This is a genomic window from Niastella sp. sgz303648 (assembly GCF_059587045.1).
Genome location: NZ_JCAPSW010000004.1, coordinates 443,087 through 463,280, shown reverse-complemented (window position 1 = coordinate 463,280; position 20,194 = coordinate 443,087). Strand labels below are relative to the sequence as shown.

Genomic DNA, 20,194 nt, shown 5'->3' with positions numbered 1-20,194 from the left:
ATGTTAAGAAGGCATCCTATTTCATCATCAAAGCATTTCATTAACGAACTCCGGGGATTTCTTTTTTTCCTATCGCAACTCATCCCTGGATCATATAAAACCAGTTGCGGTAATAGAATTTTTCTCATGTGACTCGCAGGTGGTTTCTACCACCTGCTTTTGTATGTTAGGCACAATATTCAAGGTACAGGAATCAAGGCACAAGGAACAAGGCTCAAGACGTTTAAATTTAGTCAGCCTGACTAAACCGCAAGACCTTGTACCCTGAACCTTGTACCTTGGTTCTTGTGCCTTTCTTGTAAGTCATTGCCATATTTAAAAAGATTGTAGTTTGAAACAAATTTTATTTTGCTTTGTAAAAGCATTAAGCCCTGGGGAATAAATTCCACATAGAAAATTTTGCAATTTAACGGATCCGGAATTTATTGATTTCAGGATGCAACGCAGAGCCAATTTCAGAGCGTTAGGGATTTTGGGATTAAATCTCAAAATCACCAAATCTCAAAATCAGGAAATTCATTATTATGGCGCACGATCATTCACATAATCACTCACATGGCCATTCTCACTCGCATGCTGTTTCATTCAGCGAAGCAGGATTGAGGGCATTTCAGATAGGTATAGTATTGAATATTTCATTTGTGCTGGTTGAAGTTTTTGCCGGATTAGCGTATAAATCTATCTCGTTGCTCAGCGATGCCGGACATAACCTCGCCGATGTACTGAGTTTGCTGTTGTCGTACATTGCTTTTAAACTGGCGCATAAACGGGCTACCGACCGCTTTACATACGGATATAAGAAAACCACTGTGTTGGCTGCACTGGTAAATGCTGTGCTTTTACTGATTGCAATAGGTATTCTGGGATATGAATCGTTTCAACGGTTGCAGCATCCGCCGGTTGTACAGGGCTACGGAATTGCCTGGGTGGCTGCAGTTGGTATAGCCATTAATGGTATTTCGGCGTTTTTGTTTTTTAAGAATAAAGATGCCGACCTGAATATAAAAGGCGCTTACTGGCACTTACTGGCCGATGCCATGGTATCGGTAGGCGTGGTGATTGGCGGTATTGTGATATCTTATACCGGCTGGTTTTGGTTAGACCCCATTATCGGGCTGGTTATAATGATCATTATTCTTATAAGCACCTGGTCGTTGTTTACCGATAGTTTTAAAATGTCGGTAGATGCCGTGCCCTCAGGCATTGAACTGCAGCAGATCACTGCTGTTATACAGTCGGTTAAACATATTGTGAACGTACATCATATTCACATATGGCCTATAAGTACAACCGAAAATGCGCTTACGGCCCATGTAATTGTCGATGATCGCCTGCCGTTCGACGAAAAGCTGAAAGTGATACAGCATCTGAAACATGAATTACTGCATCACAATATTCATCACAGCACTATTGAGCTGGAATCTGAGACTACTCATTGTTCGACGGAAGAGATGGAGATGAAGCTGGAAGCTGGAAGTAAGAAGCAGGAATAAGTTGATAAGTCAACAAGTTAATGGGTACCAGTACCAGTTTCAGGTTACAGGTTACAGGTTACATGTTGCAGGGAATAACTGCTTCTGAAGCCCTGAAACCCGCAACTTGAAACCTGTAACATAAGACTGCCGTTTCACGATTGCCGATTCACGTACTTATAAATCATCTCCGACACTTCGGCCATCGCCTTAGTCGCAGCTTCTTCGTTTTGCAGATTTTTTGATAACAATACCAGCACATATTTTTTCCCATTAGGTAAGAACACGATGCCCGAATCGTGCTGAACGTGTGAGATATTACCGGTTTTGTGAGCTACCTTAACTTCTTTTGGTAAACGGGCCGGAATGATTTCATTGAACTGCTGATCAATCAATATTTTTATCATGGCCTGGCAGGCTGCACTGTTGACTATTTCGCCTTTTGCCATTTTTTCATAAATGAGCATCAGATCACTGGCGGTAGTTATGTTGTTCAACCCTTTTTCAAATGCCTTTGAATCTTCAACGCCCCGCAATATTTGTATATGTTGCGCGCCCAGCTGCCGCATGGTTTGTGTAACTTTTCGTGCATCGACCAGCTCAATAACCATATTGGTTGCGAGGTTGCTGCTTTTAATGATCATGTCATATACAAGATTGTACAATGTTGTTTTTTCACCTGCATGCCGGTATAATGTTGAGTCGCTGTCGTCGGCAGGGTTTAAGGTGAAAACGCTGCGGTCCACAATACTTCTGAATTCATTTTTAATTACGAACGAGTCCTGCAGCGAAAAAGCACCAGCCGCAGCCTGCTTGTATACTTCTATCATAACAGGCGTTTTCATGGTGCTGGCCGCATGAAAAAAAGTTTGATCGTTTATTAATATTTGTTCGCCCGTGCTAAGGTCTTTAAAGGCTACAGCAAAATCGCCTTTTTGTTCACTCAGCTTCTCATTGATCTGGTCCGTTAGTTTGTTTAACGTCATACGATTTGAACAGGCAGTAAAAATAAATAATGTACTAAGGAAAAGGAAAATGCGGTAGTTGTTCAACATAACCGAAAGTTATAATGCCGAAGATAATGGAAAATGCATTTTCGAAGTGCCGCCTCTAAAAAAGATAAGTTCGGTATGTGCAAAAATGATTACCTTGATCCAGCCAGTATGTACTATTCTCAAACCTTGCTTAATGCTTCAGAACCAGCTTTTGTTCCTTGTAGACGACGACATGGATGATCAGGAAATATTCAAATCGGCTTTGGCAAAAGTTGATGAAGATCTTGCGTTATTAACAGCAACCAATGGATACGATGCTCTGCAGGTTCTTGCGTCGGTTAAAGTGTTACCCGATTATATTTTTGTAGATTTGAATATGCCCCGCATGAGCGGATTACAGTTTTTAAAGGAAATTAAAAGCAATAATACGTTAAAGAACATACCGGTAATTGTTTATACTACCAGCTCTAATCCCAATGATATTGCAAAAACCCGTGAATTAGGTGCAGAGGATTTTATCACCAAACCATCCCGCTTCTCAGACCTCTGCCAGCTATTGCAAACCCTCTTAAGCTAAGGGACTTAAACTTAAAACTTAGAACTTACAACTTACAACTTCTCTTCGTGGAGAATTATACTCATCGTTTACCTGCCCGCTTTAGTAACTAACTGGTTTACAAATGGTATATTTTTTTCTTTCATACCGGTAAACTGATTACTAAAACAAAATCTGTTTTTATGCATACCAATAAAAAAGTGAGCACGAAGGATAAAGATAAAGACCGTGATCAGCAAAAGGGCTTTATCGAAGGAGATAATGTTGTACCGCAGGGTGGGCATATTGATGAAAACGAAGAACCGGTTGAAGAAAAGTCGGATAAAATTAACAGGCAGTCAAAAGATAATAATAAACGGGAACCTGAAGTTAATCCGCCATTGAACCCTCCGCAAAAAACTGAAAAAAAGATACCTGCCCTTCGAAAAGATTCATAAGTTAGTTTCCGGAGTAGATTCTGCAATTCAACCTCCCGCGCTTCACACTGAAAGTACGGGAGGTTTTTTTATTATAATAATTCTATCACCGCTTTGAATACCGGACTTAGTTGTTGATCGGCTTTGCCAGCCACTGCTATTATATCTTCAATATTCACGGCATGCAGATTATCAGGATCGCATTCATCGGTAATTACACTCACTGCTGCGCATCGCAGTCCGATCTGATTGGCTACAATTACTTCAGGCACTGTGCTCATACCTACCATATCGGCACCGGCGGCACGAAGAAAACGGTATTCGGCCCGGGTTTCAAGATTGGGTCCCGGCACGGCAACATAAATGCCTTGTTTAAGCGGAACTGATAAGCCTGCAGCTGCTTTTATCAGCAATTCATTTAAGTGTGCATCGTATGGTTGGCTCATATCGGGAAAGCGTGGACCTAATGCGGGTTCATGTAAACCACGCAACGGATTTTCAGGCTGCATGTTGATGTGGTCGGTAAGTACAACCAGATCGCCCTTGCGGAAGTTGGGGTTCATGCCACCGGCTGCATTGCTCAATAACAGATTGGGTACACCCAATTGCTTAAATACACGCACCGGGAAGGTGATCTGTTGCATACTGTAACCTTCGTAATAATGAAACCTTCCCTGCATGATCAGCAATTTTTTATTGCCGGTAGAAGCCAGTATAAGTCGTCCTTTATGAGATTCAACAGTAGATACCGGAAAATGCGGAATTTCATTATAATCAATTTGCTGAATCACCTGAACCCGGTCGATAAACGAGCCCAGGCCGGTGCCCAGTACTATTGCAACAGAAGCTCCGGTAAAACCTTTATCCTGTAAAAAGCGCGCGGTTTCATTTATTTTTTCCGTGATATGGTTCATGCCCTGATTTTTGTTTCAAAATAAAGTATTAATGCCGGTATTTACGCTATTAAAATATTTTAATAATTGTTGTTAAGAGTATGCATTGGCATTCTTCAATAAATAAAATACCTTTCGCTTAATAAATGCACGTATTATAAAATCTACTATTTTAGTGGGATAATCCGGTAACAAAATACAATAGTCATGGGTAAACCTTATATTGGATTTTTTATTTGTATTATGCTGCTGGTTAACAGCAGCCAGGCACAAAAGAGCAATGTTGCAAGAGGGCCGAATATTATTTTCATACTGGCCGATGATTTGGGTTACGGCGACCTGGGTTGTTATGGTCAGCAACTGATCGAAACTCCAAACCTCGATGCCATGGCAAAACAGGGCATGCGGTTTACGCAATTTTATGCAGGTACTGCGGTATGTGCACCATCCCGTTCATCTTTACTAACAGGGCAGCATACGGGCCATACGCCCATACGGGGCAACAAGGGTGTTAAGCCCGAAGGGCAGTGGCCCATCCCTGATTCGGCAATTACGATTGCCGAAGTATTGAAAAAGGCAGGCTATACAACCGGTGATTTTGGCAAATGGGGCCTGGGATCGGTAGCATCATCGGGCGATCCCATTAAGCAGGGATTTGATTTCTTTTACGGCTACAATTGTCAAAGCCTGGCGCATGATTATTATCCCGATCATTTGTGGGAAAACGATCGTCGTGTTGATTTTAGTGAGCATAACACCTATTCGGCTGAGCTCATACAGCAAAAGGCGTTGCAGTTTATCGGTCAGCAAAAGAACAAACCATTCTTTTTATACCTGTCGTATACGTTACCCCATGCGGCATTGCAGGTGCCCGACGACAGTTTGTTTGAAAAATATAAAGGGAAATTTAATGAACAGCCTGTGCAGGTAAAATCTGCCGATGCAGGCGGATATGCAGACCAGGCTTATCCCCGTGCTGCCTATGCTGCCATGGTGAGCCGCCTCGATGCTTATGTTGGCCAGATCATTCAACAATTAAAACAACTTGGAATTGATAAAAATACGTTGGTGATTTTTACCAGCGATAATGGTCCGCATAAAGAAGGTGGTAACGATCCTTCCTATTTTAACAGCAACGGCTCGCTGCGTGGCATAAAGCGCGATTTGTACGAAGGTGGTATTCGCGAGCCGATGATCGCCTGGTGGCCGGGCAAAGTGAAAGCCGGCAGTATGTCAAACTTTACCGGCGCCTTCTGGGATTTTATGCCCACGTTTACAGAGCTTGCGAAAACGCCTGCTCCCAAAAACATTGATGGCATTTCAATAGTACCTGTTTTGTTATCGCAAAAAAATCAGCTATCACATCCCTGGTTGTATTGGGAGTTTCATGAGCAGGGCGGTAAACAGGCTGTACGTATGGGTAAATGGAAAGGCGTTAAGTTAAACGTTATTAAAGATGCGGATGGTCCCATTGAATTATACGATCTGCAAACGGATGCTGCAGAAAAAAATAATGTAGCTGATCAACATCCCGATGTGGTACAGGCGATCAAAAAAATAATGAAGCAACAGCACCGCGAAAGTGCAGACTTTCCATTGTTTACGGGTGCATCGAAAACCGAGTAAAAGTAGCATATGAAGTTACATGAGTTTTGGATAGGGGTAATAGTTGTATCGCTTACAGGCTGCGCACAGGCAAGCGGTAATAAAAGCATTCCTGCAAAAGATACGGTAATGTCGTGCTCGTCGAATGTACCGGCACGTTTTACTGCAGGTAAATCAACTATTGTCATTCGTGCAACTGATAGTATTTCCTATGCTGGCATGGTAAAAATTCCGGGTGGTGAATATTTAATGGGGGCGGCCGACAAAGAGGGGAGGCCCGATGAGTATCCGCAGCATGCCGTGCGGGTTGATGCTTTTTGGATGGATGCCACCGAAGTAACCAATGCCATGTTCAAAAAGTTTGTAGATGCTACCGGTTATGTTACAACTGCAGAACTAAAACCCGATTGGGAAGCATTAAAAAAGCAATTGCCACCCGGCACACCAAAACCAGCCGACAGTTTGCTGGTAGCGGCCTCTCTGGTATTTACACCACCATCAGTTCCTGTTGCGCTTAATGATGTTAGCCAGTGGTGGAGCTGGGTTAAAGGGGCCGACTGGAAACATCCCGAAGGACCCGGCAGCAGTATAAAAGGAAAAGATAATTATCCGGTTGTACAGGTGTCGTGGGATGATGCGAACGCCTACGCAAAATGGGCCGGTAAGCGATTGCCGACCGAAGCTGAATGGGAATTTGCCGCCCGGGCGGGTTTAACCAACCAGCCCTATAGCTGGGGTAGCGAACCTGTAGACAAAGGACAACCGAAAGCCAATGTATGGCAGGGTCATTTCCCTGATCGAAATACAAAGGCTGATGGGTTTGATCGCGTAGCGCCGGTTAAATCATTTGCGCCGAATGCATATGGTTTATATGATATAGCCGGTAATGTATGGGAATGGTGTTCAGACTGGTACCGTTCGGATTATTATACCCAGGCAGGTGGTAGAAAACTGGTGAACCCTGCAGGTCCTGCTGCCAGTTACGATCCCGAAGAGCCAACGGTTCCCAAAAGAGTGGTTCGCGGCGGCTCGTTTTTATGCCATGCTTCCTATTGCGCCAGCTACCGCGTTTCGGCACGTATGAAAACTTCTCCTGATACCGGATTGGAGCATACCGGGTTCAGGTGCGTGAGGAATTAAGTTTTAAGTAATAAGTTCTAAGTTTTAAGTTCTGAGTTCTGAGTTTTTTGTTCCTGAGGCTTAACGCTCATGTTTCGTTTGTACTGATCCTCGCTACTGCGATGCGGCGTTAAAATGCTGGCGCAGGCGTATAAAGCTTAATAGATACGTGGTCGACAAGCTTTAGCGAAGTAAAGCGGAACAATAACACACTTTATGATTTTTCTACCTGTATTTTGTGCCTGCCGCACCACCAGGCCATCAACTGCTAACTAAAACAGCATTGATTGCTTTTGCCATTGGTCGTTAACCCTTTGATCCTTGAGCCTTGATCCTTGAGCCTTGAGCCTTGAGCCTTGAGCCTTTGACCTTTGATCCTTGACTATTGCCTATTGATTGATTACCGCCTCCTGTTGCCTTTTTCTGTTACCTCTTAACCTCTGCCTACTGCCCATTGATTACCGCCTGTTGCCTCCTGGCCTCCGACTACTGCCCACTACCCACTGCCCATTGACTTTCTCCCCGCCTTACACAAAAATCTGCTCCCATTAAAATCGGACCCTACGAAAATAAATTTTTGCAAAATCGTTTTAGAAGTGTAACATTGTTACAAATTTTACCGGCCTGATACTGGTATAATTATATTAAAAATTAACTGAAAATGAGAGTTTTCATTTGCCTGGCGATTGCTTTCGGTTCTTTGTTTGCGAATGCTCAGATCATTCAAACAACAACCGACCCGGTAGATTATGTAAACCCATTAATGGGCACCGATTCAAAACCCAGCCTGTCTAACGGAAATACGTATCCAGCTATAGCACTTCCATGGGGGATGAATTTTTGGGTGCCTCAAACCAATACCATGGGCAACGGCTGGACCTACCAATACGCTGCCGACAAGATCCGTGGTTTTAAACAAACGCATCAGCCTTCGCCCTGGATCAATGATTACGGCCAATTCAGCATTATGCCCGTTACCCATAAAATGCAATTCGATCAGGATGCACGGGCAAGCTGGTTTTCGCATAAATCAGAAAAATCAACGCCTTACTACTATAGCGTTTACCTGGCCGACGCAGATGTTACCACCGAAATTACACCCACCGAACGTGCGGCGCAATTGCGGTTTACTTTTCCGGCAAGCGACAGTTCTTTTATTGTGGTAGATGCCTTCAACAAGGGGTCTTATATAAAAGTAATTCCCGCTGAAAGAAAGATCATTGGCTATACATCTGCCAATAGCGGTGGTGTACCCGATAACTTCAAAAATTATTTTGTTATATATGCCGATAAGGATTTTTCCATAGCGCACACATGGCACGATAAATCACTGGCAAAAGATACACTGGAGTTAAAGGCCGATCATACAGGTGCTGTGATTGGATTTAAAACGAAAAAAGGCGAGCAGGTGCACCTGAAAGTAGCGTCTTCATTTATCAGCTTTGAACAGGCCGAATTAAATGCCCAACGCGAAATAGGCAACGATTCATTTGATGCCACCTGTACAAAAGGTCGCCAGACCTGGAATCACGAGCTGAGCCGGTTACTGGTTGAAGGTGGTACACCTGAACAATTGCAAACATTCTATTCGTGCTTATATCGTGTTTTGTTATTCCCACGCAAATTTTTTGAATATAACAAAGCCAATGAGGTTGTTCATTATAGTCCTTATAATGGTCAGGTATTGCCCGGTTACCTGTTTACCGATAATGGTTTTTGGGATACGTTCAGGGCCGTATTTCCATTCTTTACGCTCATGTACCCAACTTTAAACAGCCAGATCATGCAGGGATTGGTAAATACCTATAACGAAAGCGGCTGGCTACCCGAATGGGCAAGTCCGGGTCATCGCGATTGTATGGTAGGCTCCAATTCGGCATCGCTCATTGCCGATTCATATATTAAAGGCATCAGGGGCTATGATATCAATACCCTTTACAAGGCCATATTAAAAAATACTGAGAATGAAGGGCCGCTTACATCGGTAGGCCGCAAGGGTGCGCAGTACTATAACGAGCTGGGTTACGTGCCTTATGATGTTAAAATAAACGAAAATGCGGCCCGCACACTCGAATATGCCTATGATGATTTCACCATCAGCCAATTGGCAAAATCATTGAACCGGCCCAAAGATGAAATTGAACGCTTTTCCCGCCGCAGTATGAACTATCGCAATCTGTTCGATAGTTCGACCAAACTGATGCGTGGAAAAAATAAGGATGGACAATTTCAATCGCCCTTTAATCCGTATAAATGGGGTGATGCATTTACCGAAGGAAACAGCTGGCATTATACCTGGAGTGTATTTCATGATGTGCAGGGGCTGGCTAACCTGATGGGTGGCCGTAAGCAATTTGCTAAAATGCTCGATTCGGTATTTGCCCTGCCGCCTGTGTTCGACGAAAGTTATTATGGTGGCGTAATTCATGAAATACGCGAAATGCAAATCATGAATATGGGACAGTATGCCCATGGCAATCAGCCCATTCAGCATATGATATATTTATACAACTACGCCGGTGAACCCTGGAAAACGCAGTACTGGATACGCCAGGTGATGAATAAGCTGTATCACGCTACGCCCGATGGTTATTGTGGTGATGAAGATAATGGCCAAACCTCGGCCTGGTATGTGTTCTCGGCGTTGGGTTTTTATCCGGTTTGTCCTGGTACGCCCCAATATGTTTTTGGTACTCCGTTGTTCCGCAAGGCAACGCTTACATTTGAAAATGGCCATAAACTGGTTATACAGGCGCCGGCTGCAGATAAAAACACCTTCTATATAAATAATATTTTATTGAACGGTGCAGTGCATACGAAAAACTGGATCGGTCATAACGAGTTACAAAAAGGCGGTACGCTTGTGTTCGATTTGAAAAAAGAACCCAGCTATACCCGGGGAACAGCACCGGCTGCATTTCCGTTTTCAGTATCATCTGAAGTAAAAGGCTTCTGATTAATAAATAGCAGGAATTAACAGTATCAATCAGCATTTAACTCAGGCATAATTCCAATATGAAAAAACTATCTATCAAGGATATTGCTCAAATGGCGGGCGTGGCATCGTCTACAGTGTCATTCGTATTAAACGGCAAGGCCCGTAAAATGCGTATTAGTGAAACGGTTGAAAAGCGGGTGCTTGAAATTGCCCGGAAAGAAGGGTACTATCCCAACCAGCTCGCTATAAGTTTGCGAACCGGCAAATCGAAAACGTTGGGGTTGATTGTGGAAAATATCGGTAATATATTTTTCGCATCACTGGCAAAAACCATTGAAGAAGAAGCCGAGCAGTATGGTTACCGGGTGGTGTATTGCAGTACCGAAAACAATGCAGGAAAGGGTAAGGAATTGATCAATATGCTTTCGCAAAGGCAGGTAGATGGCTTTTTAATTACGCCTGTACCGCATATGGAAGAAGAGTTGCAGCAATTGGTTCAGCTGCACCGGCCTATTGTTTTGCTCGACCGGTATTTGCCGGCAGTAGAAGCCTCGTGCGTGCTGGTTAATAACGCCGATGCTATTGAACAGGGCATGATGCATTTATTTTCGCGCGGTTACCGTGAAATAGGTTTTGTTACGGTTGACCTTGATATTATTCAAATGGAGCAACGCCTCGATGGGTATATAGGAGCACTGGGTAAACAGAATATACGGTTGAATAAAGATCTTATTTTGAAAATACCATATGTGCATCAGCGTGAAGAAGCTATTGAGCTCATTACTGCTTTATTACAAACCAACCCGCAACTGGATGCATTGTTCTTTGCCACCAACTACCTGGGCATATTAGGGCTTGAAAGCATTAACCGGTTAAAAATGGCAATACCGCAGGATATTGCCATGATCAGTTTTGACGATCATGATATTTTCCGACTGTATCCACCGGGCATAACCAGTATTCAGCAACCTGTTGAAGCTATTGCCAAAAAAGCAGTAGCCATGCTCATGGAGCAATGCGAAAATATCGACGCCGGTTTTCAAAAAACTCAGGTTGAGCTGGAAGCCAATTTAATAGTGCGTGGAAGTACATAGTGTAGTAATACCTTAGTGCTTAACCGGTAATATAATGGTAAACATGGCGCCCTGGCCTTTTTCACTGCTGGCGGTAATAATGCCTTCGTGGTGATCTACGATCTTTTTACAAAGGGCCAGTCCAATGCCGGTGCCGGAATATGTTTTCAAATTATTCAGCCTTTGGAAAATAATAAATATCTGTTCGGCATATTGTTGCTCAAAGCCAATGCCGTTATCTTTAAAAATAAGCTCCATATAGGTATTATCAACATTCAGGCGCGGGTATTTTCTTTCAATTTCATTGGCAGGGAGTATTTTCCAGCTGATGCTGATCTCGGGTTTACTTTCAGAAAACTTCAGTGAATTACTGATCAGGTTCGAGAAAAGCTGGTTTAATTGCAGGGGTATTCCTTTAATAACCGGCAATTCGGAATACTTTATAACAGCTTGTTTTTGTTCGATGAGTAATTCAAAATCAGACATTACCTGTTTTAATATCCTGTTCAGATCGGTATCTGTAAACTGCTCGTCTGTTTTTGTAAGACGTGAGTAATTCAACACATCGTTGATCAGCATCGACATGCGCTGGGCCGAAGAGTTTATTTTATTGAAATACCGTTCGCTGATTGCCCTGTCGTGCAGGTGATCTTTAACCAGGTCGGCAAAAGTTTGAATTTTGCGCAACGGCTCCTGCAGGTCGTGACTGGCTATATAAGCAAACTGCTCCAGCTCGTGATTCGATCTTTCAAGCTGTTCGTTAGTGTGCCGCAATTCCTGGGTGCGTTCCAGCACCATGTTCTCAAGCGCTTCTTTGGCTTTCTTTTGATCGGTAATATCAAGGGTGGTACACAGTAAACGAACCGGAACATGTTTTTTATCGTACATCGTGGTACCGTTTACCCTGATCCAGCGTTCGGTTTTATCGGGTTTTGTAATGCGTGCTTCATAAGCCATACTGCCGGTTTTCAGCGCCAGCTGAAAGGCTTTTTGCACCATGTCTTGGTCTTCGGGATGAATATATTGCAGGTATTTATCGTAATCCCATTGTTCATTTTTTGCGTATCCGAGTATCCTGCGATGTTCCTGCGACGCCACTGTTACGCCTGTTATCAGGTCAACATCCCACATGCCTAATTCGGCGGCTTCTGCGGCCAGGCGCAACCGTTCTTCACTTTCCCTTACCCGCTGTTCAGATTCCTTTTGCTCGGTTATATCCATTACAATGCCCTGTATTTTTAAGGGGGTCAGCGTTTCGTCGAAAGAAATTTTTGCATTTAACCGTATCCATCGAATGGTTTGGTTGATGTTGGGTAAAACAATGCGAACCTGGTAATTCAAAATGCTTGTCTTCAGCGCTTTTTCGAATGCTGTTTCTGCAATTGATTTGTCTTCACGATAAATAGCATCATTCAGGTCTTCATATGTTAACCGGGCAGTATGCGTATAACCGTATATATGCGCAAGCCGGTCTGAAAAATTAAATACCTGGTTGGCTATGTCCCATGAAAATGTGCCGAGATCGGCGCCATGGGTAGCCTGCCGCAACCGTTCTTCGCTTTCGCGTATTCGTAACTCGGCTTTCTTTTGGGCGGTTATATCGCGGGCAATTTTCGATGCGCCGATGATGCGTCCCTTGCTGTCTTTAACCGGAGAAATGGTTAAAGAAATATCGAGCAGTTTTCCGTCTTTGGTAATACGTTTGGTTTCGAAGTGGTCTACCCGTTCACCTTTCTTTAAACGTTCCAGTATCAGTGGTTCTTCAGTCAGGCGATCGGGGGGAAGAATTTTGGTAATAGGCTGCCCGATCATTTCATCGGCCGTATAGCCGAATATTCTTTCTGCAGCATTGTTCCAGCTGGTTACAACGCCGGTTAATGTTTTGCTTATAATAGCATCGTCACTAAATTGAACAATAGAAGCAAAATGACCTTTTTTTTCTTCAACGACCCTGCTGTCGGTAATATCGACCAGCATATTCACGGCTCCTGCAATTTTGCCACTTGCATTAAAAAACGGGCGGGGATGGGGCATTATATTTCTCTTAACACCGTCGGGGCGTTCAATAATAATTTCTTCATCCGAAACTATCCTGCCTTCTTTTAAAGCAATGGCCATCGGGCATTGCTCAAGCGGCATGGGTGTTCCATCAGGCTTATAAATTTTCCATGACCCGCACCATAATTCTGTTCCTGATGCCGGTTCGCGACCCCAAAGATCAACGGCTGCTTTATTGTAAAGTGAAATGTATCCCCGGGCATCACAGGTATAAATGGCGGCAGGCAGCGCCTGTATTAACTGCTCATATAAATTTTCGGTTTCTTTCAAGGCATATTGAGTTTCTTTTTGCGCGGTGATATCAATAACCACATTAATACCGCCAACAATTTTATTTTGCTGGTTGAAAACAGGTTGCGGGTAAGGCGTTACAGTGCGGCGCGTGCCATCGGGTCGCTCAATAACTATTTCGCGACCAAAAACACTCCTGCATTCTTTTATTGCAATGGCCATGGGAAATTCATCCTTACTAAGCTGAACTCCTGCTATATCGTATGTTTTCCATGAAGCCGTCCACAGGTCTTTGCCCCGTTGGGGAATACGTCCGAAAAGCTCAACGGCTGCATAATTAAAATGCTTAATATAGCCCTTTTCATCGCAGGTATAAACAGCTACCGGAAACGTGTTCAGAAATTGCTGAAAAAAAACCTCTTGTTGTGTATTTTCTGTTTTGGCTGCTTTTTCACCAATAACAGCGGCTATGGCTCCAAAATCATTCATAGTAAACGAACTGTTCTCTGATATGAAACTGGTTATGGGGTCATTTTCCTTTTCAGGCAAAAATTCAGCATTCGGTATTTGCTTTGATTTCATGTTGAAGATGAACGTAATGTATAATATTTTTAAAAATACCATGCCACCGTGCGTTACTTCCTTTATTACTGATAATCGATTGTCATTTAAACCATTATATCACAAAGCTCACTTCCCCACTATTTTTCGAAAATTGGGGCCGAATTAAGGCAATTTTATGTGTTTGGGTCTATATCTTCAGTGTCTTAAATGACTTGTGTGTATCAATTGCTGAATATTTTCTTTTTCATTTTTCATACTGTATTAATTTTTTTTAATACGCTCGGATGGTTATTTTCTGTTACCCGTAAATGGAATTTGATTACCCTGGGCGCCACCGCCTTTTCATGGTTTGTGATGGGAATATGGTATGGATGGGGTTATTGTTTTTGTACCGACTGGCATTGGGCGGTTCGAAGAAAGCTGGGTTATCATGATGTATCGCATTCCTATATTCATTTTCTGGTTTTGCAGTTAACAGGCAAAAATGTATCGGCCCGGTTAACCGAAACCGTAACGCTGATAGTTTTCCTCATTAGTATTGTGGGCAGCGTTTGGCTGAATATTCGTGATTACCGGCAGCGCAGGGTTAATGATACATTGCAAAGCTGACCGGTTCAGGTTCCGGTGTTTAGTATTCCGGCTAATTCATCAATGAGTGCAATTTGAGCGGGGTTGATCTTTTCTTTTGCACGGGGTATAGTAAACCAGGCGGCTTTATCAACCTCAGGAAATTGTTGTTTTTTGCCCGATTTGGGAGGCCATTCAAGGTCGAACAGGTTGCTTTTAATATCGCTGGTATTCACATTTCCCTTTATGGCCCAGGCAAGCACCTGCTTACCGCTTTTTTGAGTTATAGGTGTTAGTGGAATGTATTGGCTTTTTTTAACCGGTAACCCGGTTTCTTCTTCAAATTCTCTCAGTGCTGCCTGCAGGGGTGCTTCTTCATCGTTGAACTCGCCTTTAGGTATAGACCAGGCGCCTTCGTCTTTATTTTTCCAGAACGGTCCGCCCGGATGAACCAGTAAAACTTCCGGTATTTTGTTGCGTACCCTGTACATCAATATGCCGGCGCTTTTTTTGTTCATAACAGTAAGTTAGCAACTTTTTTTGAGCATAATCAAACACTTAATGATGATAATCATCGTAAAAGAAACCCTATACCGTTAACTTTGTATAGGAACAGTTTTTTGCTTCAGTAAATTATTTTCTCACCTAAAAATATTTTTATGAATAACACTTCAAAAATACTTACTGCTTTAGTTATCGGTGCTGCGGTAGGTGCTGTATTGGGTATTTTGTATGCACCAGATAAGGGATCCGAAACCAGGAAGAAAGTGAATGAAGAAGGTAAGAAGATGTCGGATGCTATTAAAAGCAAATTCAATGAAGTGAAAGAAAAAATGGCGTCGGCAAAAGATGATAAGAACAAAAGAGAAGAGTTCGCATAACCAATTTAGTAACTTAATACAGCTGGTATGAGTGATACATTAGAAAAAATAGAGGGTTTAACGGAGCATGTTAAAGAGTATGTAAATACCCGTATAGAACTGGCAAAGTTGCGCATAGCAGAAAAATCCTCATTGATCATTGGCAACATAATTGCCGTTGCCGTTGTAGCTGTATTATTTTTATTTGTTATTTTTTTTGGCAGTTTGGCAGGTGCCTGGGCTTTAAGCGACTGGTTAGGGAAACGTTATGCAGGGTTTTTAATAGTCGCCGGCTTTTATTTACTGGTAGCAATTATTGTATGGTTGGCCCGGCAACGCATTATCAGGTTTCCGGTAATGAATGCCATTATCAGGCAGTTGCACAAAAACGAAGAAGAGGACACAAACGATCAAAGTAATTAAAGCCATTTCCTGGTTCCTGTTTTTTGCCCTGATTCTTCTCATTGTTTTTCCTGATCACAGTCGTTATTTACAGGCCGTGCCTCAATGTAACTTTGGCGTAATCACAATCAAAAAAATTATTGCGGTTCTATAAGGAACATGCAATCGGGTGATATACGTCCTGTTGCGTCGGCAGCGGGACTTTTTTGTGAATGGTGAATGGTGAATAGTGAATGGTCAATGGTGAATCGTGAAATGTGGCGAATCTGTTAACTTTTCAACCTGCCAACTTTTCAACTTTTAAACTTATTAACCTTTCAACTCCTACTTCCTACTTGTGTCTTGTTTCATGAGCCTTGAGCCTCGTGCCTTAATTCAGCATATTGCCCAACTTCTTTTCATTCAAAATAACAATAGCGCCATCTTTTATATCTACCAGTTTTTCGCTTTTGAAATCGCTCAGGGTTCTGATAAGCGATTCGGTGGCTGTACCGGCTATGGTGGCCAGGTTTTCACGACTTATATCAATGGGCGCTTTATATTTTTTATGCAACACCATCAATGCTTCGGCTACTTTTTTACGCAGGGAGTTATAGGCAAGCCCCAGTAATTTTTCTTCTTTCTCAGTCACATTCCGGGCAAGCATTGTAATGAACTTTCGCATTACTTCATGACTGTTGTTGATGAGCTTTTCAAAATCTTCGCGTGGAATAATAACCAGTTCGGTTTCTTCCATAGCTTCAGCCGTTTCGTTGTACGATGACCCTTCGAGCAAAGCAACGTACCCTAAATAGTCGCCTTCATTGTGTAAGCCAATTACAAGGTCTTTACCATCTTCATTGGTTTTATAGGTCTTTACTTTTCCTTTAAGTACATAATACAGGCGCGACGGGCGGTTGCCTTCCTGGTATATAACCTGTTTTTTACGATATCGGTTTATGTTTCGATCTTCTATCAATGATTGTAAGGCATCCTTTCCATCGGTAAGTTGCATTAACTGACTAAGTCCTTCCAAACCACCGGCAATTTCATGCTTTAACAGATCGGCTTTTTTTAACCGGCTTTCAACGGCATTCAACAATTCTGTTTCATCAAAGGGCTTGGTTATATAATCATCTGCACCCATTTCCATACCTTTTCTGATATCGATTCTTTCTGATTTGGCCGATAGAAAAATAAACGGAATATTCTGAAGCGAAGCATTTTTATGTAACAGATGTAATACGCCATAACCATCCAATACCGGCATCATTATATCACATATTATTAAGTCGGGTTGTTCTTTTAATGCTATTTCAATACCTGCTTTTCCGTTTTCAGCAGTATATACCTGGTAGTTGGCCAGTTCAAGGATCTCAGCTGTGTTTTCGCGAATATCCTGGTTATCTTCAATCAGTATTACTTTTTTCATGTTTATTCCGGTTTGCTGTTATTACCGCAAACTTTCGAAATATATAATGTATACATGGTGACGTTTATCATGGAAGCACCTGATTTTTTGCATCCCGGTGGTGAAAGATTGCCAGGAAATTTTAAGAAAATGGGTGCCAAATGTTTGATTATCGGCTGATAATGCAGTTGGTTACATATGAAACTTATTTTTGGTACGAAATTGCCCCCTTATTAAAGTGAGTTTATCCCTCCCTCTTTGTTTAAAAACATTCTACTTTGCAGCAGGTTTTTAAAGCAATAGAATTCTTTGTTTCGCCACAGTTTTTTTGCACCGTTGGGCATGGCCTATAGAAAGGAAAGAGTTAGCCTGTACAAGATGTTGCCCGATTTTCCTTACTGTTATATTGATTATGTTGTTTTGCGTTTCGCACTAACAGGTGCCGGAACAGGGAAGGCGTGTGTATGAATAAAAAGTTGATTGTTCACAGAATGTACTATAAGAAGAACCAACCGTGAAATCGTAAGCAATCTGTACCCTGTGTTAACTATTTTCAAATTGCATTTTGAATTAAGCGATGATGATTGTGATGTGTATTCCTGACCATTGAAAACACCTCTTGTAATCCGTACTTTTTTTCCGTTTCATATCCAATATTCTATGATTTCACAATGCCGGTTTATATTGTTTGCCGGCAGGTTAAGGTTCTGGTATTAAACCTTGTTTTATGCAATTGGGCCGCTCTTTCCAGAGCGGTTTTTTTGTTGTACAACGACCGGTAAAGTAAAGTAGCATTGAATAAGTTATACACATGCAGTAATCATCATTCAAATGAGCATCGTAAATATCCCATAGTATTATTGCAAACTATACAACAGCAGCACGTACTTTTATAAGCGACTGTATTAAAAACCAGTTAAACCATTAGTTATTATTTTAATTAAGGCTATACTGTATTACATATATAATGAATAGTTACGTACCTTATTGCTATGTACTACTAACAAATATGAATATGTATTCTGTTATATAAATGAGGTAAGATATTGTTTAATGAATTTTTTTGAATCAAAATTTTTCTTTTTACTTTTAACCGGATTCCCTGGAAAAAATCGATTACAAAAGCAGTAGCACATTTTACCATAAACTGAATATTGCATCAGATTCCTTTACTCCGGTACATGTAAACGAAAGTAGATAAGAATAAACCGGTGTTTCTGCTTTTTTAATGACCTAAGCAGGTAACGGCCTGATTGTAGACGTAGTAGTAATGCCGTTCTCTGACTTATGTGACTCTCCAACTGATACACATTATTGCAAAACTTAAAAATGGTGTTGGTAGATTTTGAGTATGCACATGAATGAATGCATGCGTATAGTCATAATCCCACAATTAAACGACATGTATATATGGCTTCCGTTTGTACGGAAGTTTAAATTAACCATTAAACGCCCTAAAGATGAAAAAAGTTAAGATCGTATTAAATGTGGCTGCAATTACTCTTGCCATTGCAGGGGCTTTGGCAACGCGTTTTTGTATGCAACCTGAAAATCATCCGCAATATATTCCGGCCAATGACGGTTATGTGCCGGCAGGGGAGTATGGTGTTGATTATAATTGTTACGAATCAAAAGGTGATTGTACTTTTTGCCGGCCCGATTCAGTTAACCGGCCCACTGAGTTTGCACCTTGTCGAAAAGGTCAATATGTTCCTGTAAAGAAATAAGATCAGTCATCACTTCTTTGTTAATCTTATCGTGTATATAACTGTAATGGATAGTTGTATTATGTAAAAAGATATAATTCCCCTCTTCATCTTCGAGGCAACTCACACAGCTGATACAGCGTATCTGTTAGAATTGATCAGGATGCCTTACGGTTACCAAACCGGGTGATTGTTATGCACAATAACTAACAATCGATAGCATAATAGTCGTGCATAATTGTAAACCAGTATGAAAATGTAAGCGTAAACCTTAATGGGGAGCAAAGTAAAAAAATAAGAAAATGCCGGGAGTATTATTGGTAATCCCGGGATGTGGTTAAATAGTTGCCGGTATTTTTTGAATTGAGAAACGGCCGGTTTATAATGGCCGGTTTTTTGCCTGTATAATTGACATTTTTTACATGGCTAAAACCGTTAGCAATAGAATGAGTAGTTCTTTACATAATGGAATGGATCAATAGCAGAAAACCGACCGTAAATGACCAAAGCAATAGTCATCATGTAAAAAGTGATAAGAAAAATTTTTAATGGATACGTTGCGCTAAACCAATTTAAAATTCAAACAATAATTTTTACCATTAAGAGTTTATGTGGGAATTTTATGGGATAAATTGTTAAACAAATATTGGTTACAGAAATAAACTAAAAATAACTGATATAAATTTTTGAACATAGTTTTTAAGTATATAACTTTAGCTACCATCGCCCTCAAATCTAACTTACAATACCTGCCTTATCCCCCCTGAGCACCCTTATTCTAACCTACATAATCTAACGTATTGAAAGATTTAGAGGATTTGGAGTACTTCCATTCGTCAATAACTTGCCCCCTTATAACCCATTAGGTACTATGAGAAGAAAGATAATTATCGAAATAATATCTTCTTTACTGATATTGCTTTTTTTGTATGCGAGCTTTAGCAAATGGCTTGCATTTCAACTTTTTATTGGCGAAATGAATAACCAGCCATTTCCCAACTGGATGACGCCTTATCTGGTTTGGAGTATACCAATTATTGAAGTGTTGATTGCAGCTGCCCTGATATTTGAACGAACCAGGTTAAAAGCATTATATGCCTCATTGTTTTTGATGCTTGCATTTACTATATATACGGCGATTGTATTGATGCATGCATTAAAATATGTTCCCTGTTCGTGTGGTGGTGTAATAAGAAATCTAACCTGGTCGCAACACCTTTTCTTTAATCTTTTCTTTGTGGGGATTTCACTGGTGGCCATTGTTCTTAAAAAACGTGAACCAGTAAATGCTGTAGGGGTATAAATAGACAAGTTACAATGCACATAACTTTTTCCCGTTTATTGCTGCT

Annotated in this window: 17 protein-coding genes; 12 read left to right on the top strand and 5 right to left on the bottom strand. The window is 41.5% G+C overall.

The genetic code is table 11. From position 1 onward, the window contains the following. Positions 1–524: 524 nt before the first annotated feature. Positions 525–1,493: a cation diffusion facilitator family transporter gene (locus AC59IL_RS14580; RefSeq protein ID WP_496552882.1), complete on the top strand. Its 969-nt coding sequence runs from the start codon at positions 525–527 to the stop codon at positions 1,491–1,493. Positions 1,494–1,627: 134 nt separating this feature from the next. Here the strand turns inward: AC59IL_RS14580 and AC59IL_RS14575 are convergent, their stop codons facing one another. Then, positions 1,628–2,527 carry a serine hydrolase gene (locus tag AC59IL_RS14575; RefSeq protein WP_496552881.1) on the bottom strand — a complete coding sequence of 300 codons (900 nt, stop codon included), beginning with the start codon at positions 2,525–2,527 and terminating at the stop codon, positions 1,628–1,630. A gap of 133 nt (positions 2,528–2,660) precedes the next feature. Here AC59IL_RS14575 and AC59IL_RS14570 point away from each other — a divergent pair, with 133 nt between their 5' ends. Together AC59IL_RS14570 and AC59IL_RS14565 are read left to right on the top strand one after the other, a co-directional pair. Further along, positions 2,661–3,044, top strand: a complete 384-nt coding sequence (locus AC59IL_RS14570; protein ID WP_496552880.1) for a response regulator — start codon at positions 2,661–2,663, stop codon at positions 3,042–3,044. A 161-nt stretch (positions 3,045–3,205) separates the two neighbouring features. After that, positions 3,206–3,460 (top strand): hypothetical protein, encoded by a 255-nt coding sequence (locus AC59IL_RS14565; protein ID WP_496552879.1) that lies wholly within the window; start codon positions 3,206–3,208, stop codon positions 3,458–3,460. Positions 3,461–3,531: 71 nt separating this feature from the next. Here AC59IL_RS14565 and AC59IL_RS14560 read toward each other — a convergent pair whose 3' ends face one another. Next, complete coding sequence (locus AC59IL_RS14560) at positions 3,532–4,353, bottom strand: purine-nucleoside phosphorylase (protein WP_496552878.1); 822 nt, start codon at positions 4,351–4,353, stop codon at positions 3,532–3,534. 186 nt (positions 4,354–4,539) lie between these two features. Here AC59IL_RS14560 and AC59IL_RS14555 point away from each other — a divergent pair, with 186 nt between their 5' ends. From AC59IL_RS14555 to AC59IL_RS14540, 4 genes are all read left to right on the top strand, one after another. Beyond that, positions 4,540–5,958 (top strand): arylsulfatase, encoded by a 1,419-nt coding sequence (locus tag AC59IL_RS14555; protein WP_496552877.1) that lies wholly within the window; start codon positions 4,540–4,542, stop codon positions 5,956–5,958. Positions 5,959–5,967: 9 nt separating this feature from the next. Then, the gene (locus AC59IL_RS14550; RefSeq protein WP_496552876.1) at positions 5,968–7,077 is read left to right on the top strand and encodes a formylglycine-generating enzyme family protein; all 1,110 of its coding nucleotides are present in this window, start codon (positions 5,968–5,970) and stop codon (positions 7,075–7,077) included. A 640-nt stretch (positions 7,078–7,717) separates the two neighbouring features. Then, a complete protein-coding gene (locus AC59IL_RS14545; RefSeq protein ID WP_496552875.1) occupies positions 7,718–10,012 on the top strand; it encodes a GH92 family glycosyl hydrolase in 2,295 nt (764 codons plus the stop codon). Positions 10,013–10,071: 59 nt separating this feature from the next. After that, positions 10,072–11,088 (top strand): LacI family DNA-binding transcriptional regulator, encoded by a 1,017-nt coding sequence (locus AC59IL_RS14540; protein WP_496552874.1) that lies wholly within the window; start codon positions 10,072–10,074, stop codon positions 11,086–11,088. Positions 11,089–11,100: 12 nt separating this feature from the next. Here the strand turns inward: AC59IL_RS14540 and AC59IL_RS14535 are convergent, their stop codons facing one another. Further along, the gene (locus AC59IL_RS14535; RefSeq protein ID WP_496552873.1) at positions 11,101–13,938 is read right to left on the bottom strand and encodes a PAS domain S-box protein; all 2,838 of its coding nucleotides are present in this window, start codon (positions 13,936–13,938) and stop codon (positions 11,101–11,103) included. Positions 13,939–14,136: 198 nt separating this feature from the next. Here AC59IL_RS14535 and AC59IL_RS14530 point away from each other — a divergent pair, with 198 nt between their 5' ends. Continuing rightward, positions 14,137–14,529, top strand: a complete 393-nt coding sequence (locus tag AC59IL_RS14530; protein ID WP_496552872.1) for a DUF2784 family protein — start codon at positions 14,137–14,139, stop codon at positions 14,527–14,529. A 5-nt stretch (positions 14,530–14,534) separates the two neighbouring features. Here the strand turns inward: AC59IL_RS14530 and AC59IL_RS14525 are convergent, their stop codons facing one another. Then, positions 14,535–15,005 (bottom strand): NUDIX hydrolase, encoded by a 471-nt coding sequence (locus AC59IL_RS14525; protein ID WP_496552871.1) that lies wholly within the window; start codon positions 15,003–15,005, stop codon positions 14,535–14,537. A gap of 141 nt (positions 15,006–15,146) precedes the next feature. On the opposite strand from AC59IL_RS14525, the gene AC59IL_RS14520 reads away from it, so the two are divergent. Together AC59IL_RS14520 and AC59IL_RS14515 are read left to right on the top strand one after the other, a co-directional pair. Continuing rightward, complete coding sequence (locus AC59IL_RS14520; RefSeq protein ID WP_496552870.1) at positions 15,147–15,368, top strand: YtxH domain-containing protein; 222 nt, start codon at positions 15,147–15,149, stop codon at positions 15,366–15,368. A 27-nt stretch (positions 15,369–15,395) separates the two neighbouring features. Beyond that, positions 15,396–15,770 carry a phage holin family protein gene (locus tag AC59IL_RS14515; protein ID WP_496552869.1) on the top strand — a complete coding sequence of 125 codons (375 nt, stop codon included), beginning with the start codon at positions 15,396–15,398 and terminating at the stop codon, positions 15,768–15,770. A gap of 349 nt (positions 15,771–16,119) precedes the next feature. Here the strand turns inward: AC59IL_RS14515 and AC59IL_RS14510 are convergent, their stop codons facing one another. Next, the gene (locus tag AC59IL_RS14510) at positions 16,120–17,160 is read right to left on the bottom strand and encodes a response regulator (protein ID WP_496552868.1); all 1,041 of its coding nucleotides are present in this window, start codon (positions 17,158–17,160) and stop codon (positions 16,120–16,122) included. A gap of 1,439 nt (positions 17,161–18,599) precedes the next feature. Here AC59IL_RS14510 and AC59IL_RS14505 point away from each other — a divergent pair. Both AC59IL_RS14505 and AC59IL_RS14500 read left to right on the top strand, forming a co-directional pair. Then, on the top strand, positions 18,600–18,866 hold the full coding sequence (locus AC59IL_RS14505; protein WP_496552867.1) for a DUF6520 family protein: 267 nt from the start codon (positions 18,600–18,602) through the stop codon (positions 18,864–18,866). A gap of 850 nt (positions 18,867–19,716) precedes the next feature. Continuing rightward, complete coding sequence (locus AC59IL_RS14500; RefSeq protein WP_496552866.1) at positions 19,717–20,148, top strand: MauE/DoxX family redox-associated membrane protein; 432 nt, start codon at positions 19,717–19,719, stop codon at positions 20,146–20,148. Positions 20,149–20,194: the final 46 nt, after the last annotated feature.